We start from the raw sequence: 8521 nt of genomic DNA, 5'->3' as shown, positions 1-8521 counted from the left end.
GCCACGTGGGCCGGGCAGCTTCCGAACCGAGCGGAGACCGTCAGGGCCGCCCCGATGTCGGCCGGATTGAACCTGGTCACCGGCACTTTGCGCCGGTTCAGCTCGGTGATCACCATGTCCGCGGTGAGATCGTCCGCCTCGGTGGCCACCAGCACCGGCCTCTCGTCGGTCACCGGTCAGTCCTGCTGGGAGTCTTGGTCGTGTCCCTGGTCGTTCTGGGAGTCGCTGTTCGTGGTCGTGTTCGTCTCGGTGCCCTTGCTGGTGCCGTGCTTGCCCATCTCGATCACCGCACCGGTGTGGTCGGTGTAGGCGCCGAGCTGGGTGCCCGGGTCGAGCGTGACCGAGGTGTGGGGAAGGCGGGTGACGGTCGGGTACGGGGCGAGCCGTTCGGCCCCCAAGGGCGCACGCGGGGCTCAACTGCCGTAGCCATTCCGGCCTCCTTGACGACAGCGGTTGTTGTCGAACCAGAAGCTACGGTCACCGTGGATGTAGTAGGACTGACTGCGGGTACGGGTTCGACGACAGACGGTGCAGGAGGTGACATGGCCGTCAAGAACGTCACACGCGGGTACGCGACCGTGGGCACGATCGCCGGGTTCGTCCTGCGTGTCGCCCGGGAGAGTACGAGCACCCGCACGCAGGCCGGAATGGCCGAAGCGATGGGGATCGATCTCGCCACCTGGCAGGGCTGGGAGACCGGACGACGGCCGCTCGCCAAGGTGAAGGCCGGTGCCCTTCTCGACGTCCGACGCCGGTTACTCGCCCTGGGCGCGGATTCCAAGGTTCTTCACCTTCTCGATCCGGCGATGGACGCGGAACGCGTCATCACCTCTACGCTCCATCCGGAGATCAGCGCCCGCCACCCCCTCGCAAGCTGGGTGCATACCCGCGATACGGCCCACATGATCGCCTGGGCTCTGAACGGAACCGTCCCGCCCGCGCTCGCGGGAAGAGCAGCGACGGGACGCCGTGGCCCTGTTGCCAAGGCACCGCTGCTGCCCCAGCCCGACCGCAACGCGTTCTTCGCCCGCCTCCGGGACACTGCCGATTCCGCCTTGCGGGCCGGAGACGATGGGCTGCCGCTTCACCGCCAGGCCCTCTACCTCTGCTCGTACGACAGCAGCCCCGAGGCAACGTCGTGGATCACAGGCGCTCTGCACGGCCGCCGCGACCTGATCTCCGCACGTGGCTGGAATCCGCGGTGGGCCACCGCACGATCAACCGGCACCGCGCTGGTGCGGCTCGGTGACCGTCAACCGCTGCTGGACTTCATCGAGAAGGGCTTGGCGGACGACGACTCCGCCGAGGCCGCAAACCTCAACTACTGGGCGTACTGGCTCGGTTCGATCCGGGAACCACAGCCGGACGACGGCTTCATGCGCGACGGTCCTCTCCGGGGCGGCGGCGGACTGGCTGCGGCGCGGAGTGCAGACGGCGGAGCTGCGTCTCGCGCTGGTGAGCGGGCTGCCTGCGGACGGGGTGCGGTCGGCGGTCGGGTTCGTACGCCACCGGCTCGTACAGAAGATGCCCGAGCCGTCCGCGCCCGCCTCCGCCCCGCCGTCGCCCGTGCCGCGGCCGCATGTGCTGTGCGCGGGCGATGGGCCCGAACATGTCTTCCGGCCCCGGGCGGACGAGACGCTGTGCCCCGCCTGCGTACAGAGCCGGGCCGAACGGGAGCACCTTGCCCGGTGGCCGGAGCAACGGCCCGGCGAGGCACCGCCGTTGCCCTGGCGCGAGCGGTTCGCGGCGGTCCCGAGGAGGATGGCGCCGAGCGGCGCGGAGACCCTAGCGGTACACGTCGATGACGACGCGGTTCGGGGCGGTCAGCGTGAAGACGTTGTAGTGCGAGACCGGGCCGTTGAGGGTGATGCCGAAGGCGGGGGTCGAGTGCTGCTCGTACAAGAACTGCACGCCCTTGACGGTGGGCAGGTCGAACGGCTTCACCACCGGGTTCGTGTCCGGGTAGTCGCCGCTGCGGGCCGGGTAGAAGTCGGCGAACAGATATGAACTGCCGCTGATGGAAAGGTTCTTGGACTCGCCGCTCGGCATCCCGTACGAGGGGTCCGTGGTCTGGGCGATGCCGACGTGCGGCAGGGTGCCCGTCCCCAGGTCGAAGACGACGCGGTCATAGCCGTCGTGAGTGGCCACGCGCACCCCGTCGATGCAGATGTTGTCGCAGACCTTGGCCGTCGTCCCGGCCACCGTCCCCGCCGTCGTTCCCATCGGTGCCGCCGAGGCCATGGGGGCGACGGCGAGCGTGGCGAGGAGGGCGGTTGCCGCCGGGGCGACGAAACGGGCCAGAACACGTCTGGAAGCGCGCATGATTCCTCAATTCCTAGGTTAAAAGCACTCGGAGTCTAGGGCAGGAACCTGACAACAGGCCGGGAATTCTCACATTCTGGCCAGAAACTCATGGAGGGGGCGGCTCGGGCTTAATGGCAAGGGTGTCTCGAAGATCTTCCGAACGGTACGATGGGCCGCTGGAGTTCACTTAGAAGAGAGTGCTGTGAAGAAAACACGCATATGTCTCCTGGTGGCATGCGCGCTCCTGGTCGCCTCATGCGGGGGAAGCAGCGCGTCCGTCGACACATCCGGCCTGACCGGCAAGGAGAAGGAATGGGTTGATTTCTCCTACGCCCACGAGAAGAACTCGGAGGCCAGGCGGAAGTGGGAGCAACTGCCCGCCAAGGGCGTCAAATCCTACCTCGACCAGCAGCTTCCCCGCCTGTGCGGTGACACGGCGGACCTGATGGAGAGCCTGAAGAAACAGGGCTACGAGGAAAGCGAAATGCGGGAGTACAAGCAGAAGACCGCCCAGCTTCTCTGCTGACCGCCGGAAGCCCGACGCGCAAGGCGAAGGGCCCCGCCGTCACCGGCAAGGCCCTTCGCGTGCGGCCGGCCGCCGCTATGGTGCTGGTCTCGCGCCGCTATTTCGCGGCGCCTCCGAGAATGCGCAGCGAGTACTTCTCGTACGCCCGGTTGAGAACCATCACCACCGGGCCCGAGGTGAATACCCCGCTGACCACGTACTCCTTCTTGTTGCCGGTCTCGGCGACCTTCTTCTCGTACAGGGAATCGGTTTCCTTCTTCGCCTGGGCGAGCCACGAAGAAGCCTTGCCGTGGTCGATTCCCGTCACGTCGAGACCGGCGCAGGCGGAGAGGAAGCCGAAACCGTCGGACCCGCCGGTGCCGCTCCTACACACCAGGGACGACATGTCCTCGTGATCGGCGTAACCGGCCGACACCGTCAGCCCGTTTCCGCCGTGCCCGTGGACGTACGTCCGCTTCTTCCCGTCGGGCATCTCCTGGCCGACGGGCTTGTCCAGCTTCAGCTTCCAGTCCTTCGCGAGTCCGGCGAGGAAGTCCTTCCCCGTGTACCCGGCGGACATGGTGTTCCCCGAACTGAGGCTGGGCCGTTCGTCGCCCGCCACCGCGTGCTTCGGCAGACCGGCGGCGCGCGGCGCGGTCCGCGCCGGGGACTGCTCCGGCTCCGGCTCGGACGACGCGGCCTTCGTCGCATGCGCGGACGCCGTCGTTCCGGAGGTGCTGCCGCTACAGGAGACGGCTCCCGCCGCGCCGATGACGACCGTCATCAGCACGACGGGAACGCGAAGGGCGGCCCGGCTCACAGGCCACCGTCATTCAGCTGGCAGATGCCGGGGTCGGCGTAGAGGGTCGGAGCGAAGGCGATCGCGTCGAACACCACGTTGTCGTCTCCGGTGCCGCCCTTCTGGATGTTGTCCATCTCGATCCGGCCACCCTTCCAGAAGCTGAAGGTGCCCATCTCGACCCAGGTGTTCCCGCCCGCGCTGCGTGTGCCCTGGTTGATATTGCAGTAGTCCGGCTTGGCCCCGGAGGTGTTGTCGCCCGGGATGAAGTCGTACCGGACGGTTGCCTCCGCGCCATGGCTGGGCAGGTGCACGTACACCTTGTAGCGCTGGCCGATGTCGTCACCCGAGGGAAGCGACTTCTGGTTGACCTGCCACCGGCCGGTGACCCTGTGGAAGACCTGCTCGTAGTCGTAGCTGTGCGTGAAGTACACGTGGTGGTCGTACCCGGCGCCCAGCTGGTGAAGGTCGATATTGGCGATGTAGGGGGTCGCACGGTAGCTGTAGTCGTCCCGCTGCATCGTGAAGTTGTCACCGACCTGGAGGGTGAACTTGCCGTCCCAGGCGCCCTCGAAGTCCCCGCATCCGTAGGTGTCCTCGTGCTCCCCGAGGTCATCGACGATGATGGCGTTGGTGTAGGGACCCGGGTGGTCGATGCACGGGCCGTGATCGTACTTGCTCTGGAGCGCGGGCTCCCCCGAGCCGAGCGAGTAACTCAGGTTCTCCGTACTGGAGTTGCTGCTGCTCTGCCCGCCGATCCACTCGACGCTCTTGCCCCAGTAGCACAGGTTGTTCCAGCTGGGGCACGGGTCCGCCGCGGCCGGGTCGCACACGTTGGACGCGTCGCAGAACAGGCCGTACGGAGGCGTCTTGAGGACGCTCAACGGCATGTTGGGCTTGGCGTACGACTCCTCGTTGTTCCAGGTCCGCTGCGGGACCTCCGCCCAGCCGAGGATCTTCTCCGGGTAGTTCCACTCGCCGGGGGTGGAGGCGTCGCCGTAGCTGTACCGCAGGAACGGCTTCCGGTCGGACGGGTAGCTCGGGTTGATCGGGTTGTTGAAGAAGCCCAGGCCGGCGTTGGCGCCGTACGGGTAGACGCCGGAGTTGTAGCCCCACAGCGCCATGTACCAGTTCTCGACATAGGCCGGGCTGCCGCTGTTGGCGTTCATGCCCAGGTCCTTGAGCTGGTTCCACTTCTCACCCAGGATGCCCAGGCCCGCGGCGATGTTCGCCGCGTAGTCCGTGGTGACGGCGCCCGCGTGCAGGGTGTCCAGCTGATCGGGGTAGGCCGCGTCCATGCCGGTCGTGACCTGGGCGATGCCGTAGCCGCAGTCGGCGGAGCTGGCGTCGGGGTAGCTGTGGGTGCCGTTCCCGTTGCCGAGCCAGTCGGAGCGGGTGACGTTGCCCGAGTCACCGTTCATGGAGTGCCAGGACGCCTGCTTGAAGTTGGACTCCTGGGCGAGGATGCCCAGCATGACCTGCGCGGGAATCTCGCCCCCACCGGTCAGCACCGGCTTGGGGAACAGCCCCTGCGGGGTGTACGCGCCCAGTCCCGTGCTGTGCCAGTTCGCCGGACGCGATTCCGTCAGCTTGCCGTGGACGGCCTGGTCGACCGCCCACTCGACCTGGTTCGCGCTGGCCTGGAGAGCCTGGCGCTTGGGGTCGTTGCGCTTGACGATGCAGGGGGTCTCCATCGTCTCGATCTTGCCGATAACGGTCGCACCGGACCCGGAGAGGCACTGCGACTCCGGACCGCCCTCACCACAGGTGCGGGGTTCGTCGTCGTCCCTCGTGGCGAAGGCGACCGGGCCCATCGGCAGCGACGCGTCGGACTTCGGCCGCTTGCGGTCGGCGTCCACGAGCTTGGTGGCCTTCGCCCCCGTCTTCACCGCCGTCGCCTTGACGGTCAGCGACCCGGCCCCCTTCTTCTGGGACGAGCCGATGCCCCCCTCGGTGATCCCCTTCATCTGCTCGGAGAACACCGAATTCGTCACCAGATGACCCTGGCGGGAGATCCCGGCCACCCGGCCGTCCACCGCGTGCTTGGCGAGGCCCGGGGCCTTGGCGGTGTTGATTCCCTTGACGTCACCGACGACCGCGTCACCACCGGCCACGCGAAGCAGCTTGACGTCGCCCTTCGGCGCGCGTCCCAGTTCGGTGAACGCCTTGCCGTCGAAGCGGGAAATGACGCTCTTCCCGTCCTCGACCGTGCCGACGTCCACGGCACCGTCCTTCGACGTGGTCAGCGCGAACATCGGGCCCGGCACCGCGGACAGCTTGCGGGCGGACAGCTTCTTGCCGTCGGCCTTCAGATCGACCAGATTGCCCGCGAGGACACCGACCGATCCCTTCTCGGTGGGCGTGACATGCGTCAGGAAGCCGTCGACGGTGCGGCGGGAGGACACCGATCCGTCCGTCGCGTCGACCGAGATCACCGTCGTTGTGCCGGCCGAGGTGTCGGTGGCGGAACTGGAGGTGAACGCCACCTCGTCCCCCGTACCGCAGCCCGGCGTGAAGTACGCCAGCTGCACCCGGTCGGGAATCTCGGTGACCTTGCCGTCAGCCAGCCGGATCACCGCGGCGAACGCGCCCTGCGCGTACGCGCCGGCCTTGTTGGACCAGACCGAGGGGGCATAGACCGCCGCCGCGTAGTTCCCCGAACCCGTGGTGCAGACGTAGCCCGTCCACGGGCCGACGTCGGACAGTTCCTTGCGGTTGAGGCGGGCGATCTCGTAGAAGGAGAACCCGTCGCTCTCCCGTGCCGAGAGGATGTGCAGCCCCTCGGCGTCGCCGGTGGCCTGCACGATCGAGTCCGACGAGGCGGAATAGTCCGCCCCCAGATCGGCGGTGGGCGTGGAGAACAGCCGGGGCGTGCTCTCCGCGGCGACCGGGGCCGGCGCGGTCTCCGAGGAGGCCAGCGGGACCAGTGCGGCGGATGCCGCCACCACGCTCATGATCAGCAGCGGATTCATGGACATATTGCGTATGAAGCGTTTTCTGCGCACGATTCCCCCTACAGCCAGTCCGTGCAAGTGCCGTGCATGGCCGGGAGACTGGCGTCGACCGGCTTGTCCCCGCTCGCGGAGGGGTCCTGCACGATGTAGCGCACCGGCTGGGGATCGAACTTCGCGCCGACGTCGTTCCAGCACGCCTTCGCCGATGTCTTCTTCCAGTTCTGCATCTTGGTGTAGGCGCCTGCCACACCGTCGCCGAGCAGGCCCACCGTGTCAGGGGCCTGGATACCGCCGTCGGGATCGCGTGTCGTCCACATGGTCATATACACGTAGTCGGGCGATGTAGCGAGATCACGTGAGATCTTCGCCCATACGCCCTGGCACATCGGAGACCACATCAGCCGCACCGAGACCGATTCATCGTATTCGGTCACCTGCTGAAGGATCTGGGCGTCTTCGTCACACCCCATCGCAATGGGGTCCTTTCCCGCACACGTGGCCCGAAAGCAGTCAACTGCCGCCGCCGGAGAGGCCTGGATTCCCTGAAACGCTCCCGCCAGCAGCGTCAGCGCTGCCGCCGTCGGCCCCCATCTACGTATGCCGTGCACACACATCACCCCAGACAACAATTTCTCCGTGCCGCACGGGCGCAGCACGGATGGCCGTTTTCATCCTTTTTCTTTTCCTTCTCCGGATGCCGGAGAAGCACGCGCAGACTACGTGAACATGTCAGCGGCATGAGGATTTTTTGTGCCTCCCACCTGTACAGATGCCGAATTTGGACATGTCGCCGCAGGGCACCTCATAGGTGGTGGGCACCCATGGGAAGAGGTGCGCCGGAGGGTGTTTTGCGCGGCGGGCGGTAGGGTAATTCGACGCCGCTCGGGGCGGCGATTGAGGAGCAGACGCACCACTTGTCGGTTCCGTGTCCGCAGCGCCATCCGATGCGAAACATCGGGACGCCGTTGCCCTCGCGCGGGAAATTTCTTCTGCACTTCCCCATGCTTGGCTGAATATGCCTGCATCGTGGCCGGATCACTGATCATGGATCATGGTCCGCGGATCAACCACACGGCCCCTGGGGAGGGGCCGGGCGGCGCAGTGGGGATATGGCGTGGACAAGGACGAGTCGTCTATACCGGACGAGGAGTGGGAGCGGTTCCTGTGGGACGCGGAGGCCAGGACGCCGGGGGCGCCCAAGGAGCCGTCGGCGCGGGCCCGGATGGTGACGCGGCGGCTAGCGGATCAGCCCGACCCGCCGGACGGGTGGCGTACGCACCAGCCGCCCACCCGTACGAAGAACCGGGCCTGGTACGCCGTCGGCTTCGTCGGGCGTTGTCACGTTGATGGGCGCGTGGGCGTCTGGTGGCGTGCTGGGGTGAGGTGGTGGCCGTCGGTCAGGCCGCCGTGGGCAGAGCGTTGGCACCGGTGATCTGGTCCCAGATCGCGAAGCGGATGATCATTTCGGTGCGGTGTTCGGTGGCGGTGAGGAGGTGGCGGCGGGGCCTGAAGTGGGGTGAGATGCCGCTGAAGGCAGCCAGGAAGCGTTGTGCTCCGCCGACGCTGCGGAAGTCCTTCATCGCGTGTTCGCGAGTTCTCGGCCCGGTTGTTCAAACCCTTGTGCGAGCGGTGCTCCACCGACGGCATGACCTCGCGGTGGGCGACGCCGTAGGAACGGAGCTTGTCGGTGATGGCCACGCGCGGCACGGACCCGGTCTCCTTGAGGAGGCGACGGAAGAAACGCCTGGCCGCGGCCTTGTCACGCCGGCTCTGCACGAGAATGTCGAGCACGTTGCCGTTCTGATCGACCGCACGCCACAGGTACTTCTGTTCCCCGTTGATCCTGATGAAGACCTCGTCCAGATGCTTCCCAATGCTGTTGTCAAGCCGGTTCGGTGACAGGGGGTGTGATCCGGTAGCACCGTCGGTCACGGATCAGAGCCCACAGAACGTTGACGC

The 8521-nt window shown here is 67.0% G+C and carries 7 protein-coding genes and 2 pseudogenes; 2 read left to right on the top strand and 7 right to left on the bottom strand.

What is annotated here, in order from left to right; genetic code table 11:
* Window positions 1-116: pseudogene (locus ACFU8Q_RS35980) on the bottom strand (ATP-grasp ribosomal peptide maturase); the annotation flags it as partial.
* A 60-nt stretch (window positions 117-176) separates the two neighbouring features.
* On the bottom strand, window positions 177-398 hold the full coding sequence (locus tag ACFU8Q_RS35975) for a putative ATP-grasp-modified RiPP (protein WP_384462682.1): 222 nt from the start codon (window positions 396-398) through the stop codon (window positions 177-179).
* 144 nt (window positions 399-542) lie between these two features.
* Here ACFU8Q_RS35975 and ACFU8Q_RS35970 point away from each other — a divergent pair, with 144 nt between their 5' ends.
* Window positions 543-1805 (top strand): XRE family transcriptional regulator, encoded by a 1263-nt coding sequence (locus ACFU8Q_RS35970; RefSeq protein ID WP_384462679.1) that lies wholly within the window; start codon window positions 543-545, stop codon window positions 1803-1805.
* Here ACFU8Q_RS35970 and ACFU8Q_RS35965 read toward each other — a convergent pair.
* Window positions 1786-2322, bottom strand: coding sequence for a hypothetical protein (locus tag ACFU8Q_RS35965; RefSeq protein ID WP_384462677.1), 537 nt, complete (start codon window positions 2320-2322; stop codon window positions 1786-1788). The two genes, ACFU8Q_RS35970 and ACFU8Q_RS35965, sit on opposite strands and share 20 nt — an antisense overlap.
* A 184-nt stretch (window positions 2323-2506) precedes the next feature.
* Here ACFU8Q_RS35965 and ACFU8Q_RS35960 point away from each other — a divergent pair, with 184 nt between their 5' ends.
* Window positions 2507-2830 carry a hypothetical protein gene (locus ACFU8Q_RS35960; protein ID WP_384462674.1) on the top strand — a complete coding sequence of 108 codons (324 nt, stop codon included), beginning with the start codon at window positions 2507-2509 and terminating at the stop codon, window positions 2828-2830.
* 97 nt (window positions 2831-2927) lie between these two features.
* Here the strand turns inward: ACFU8Q_RS35960 and ACFU8Q_RS35955 are convergent, their stop codons facing one another.
* The 4 genes and pseudogenes from ACFU8Q_RS35955 to ACFU8Q_RS35940 all read right to left on the bottom strand — a co-directional run.
* On the bottom strand, window positions 2928-3629 hold the full coding sequence (locus ACFU8Q_RS35955; RefSeq protein ID WP_384462672.1) for a hypothetical protein: 702 nt from the start codon (window positions 3627-3629) through the stop codon (window positions 2928-2930).
* Window positions 3626-6580 carry a hypothetical protein gene (locus ACFU8Q_RS35950; protein WP_384462670.1) on the bottom strand — a complete coding sequence of 985 codons (2955 nt, stop codon included), beginning with the start codon at window positions 6578-6580 and terminating at the stop codon, window positions 3626-3628. The genes ACFU8Q_RS35955 and ACFU8Q_RS35950 overlap by 4 nt, the downstream gene beginning before the upstream one ends.
* 41 nt (window positions 6581-6621) lie before the next feature.
* Window positions 6622-7176 carry a DUF2690 domain-containing protein gene (locus ACFU8Q_RS35945; RefSeq protein WP_384462685.1) on the bottom strand — a complete coding sequence of 185 codons (555 nt, stop codon included), beginning with the start codon at window positions 7174-7176 and terminating at the stop codon, window positions 6622-6624.
* Window positions 7177-7959: 783 nt separating this feature from the next.
* A pseudogene (locus ACFU8Q_RS35940) lies at window positions 7960-8428 on the bottom strand (transposase); the annotation flags it as partial.
* Window positions 8429-8521: the final 93 nt, after the last annotated feature.

The sequence above is a fragment of the Streptomyces sp. NPDC057543 genome, from assembly GCF_042801895.1.
In the GTDB taxonomy this organism is placed as follows: domain Bacteria; phylum Actinomycetota; class Actinomycetes; order Streptomycetales; family Streptomycetaceae; genus Streptomyces.
Note: the sequence above shows the minus strand (reverse complement) of the source record. Positions and strands in the feature narration are given on the sequence as shown.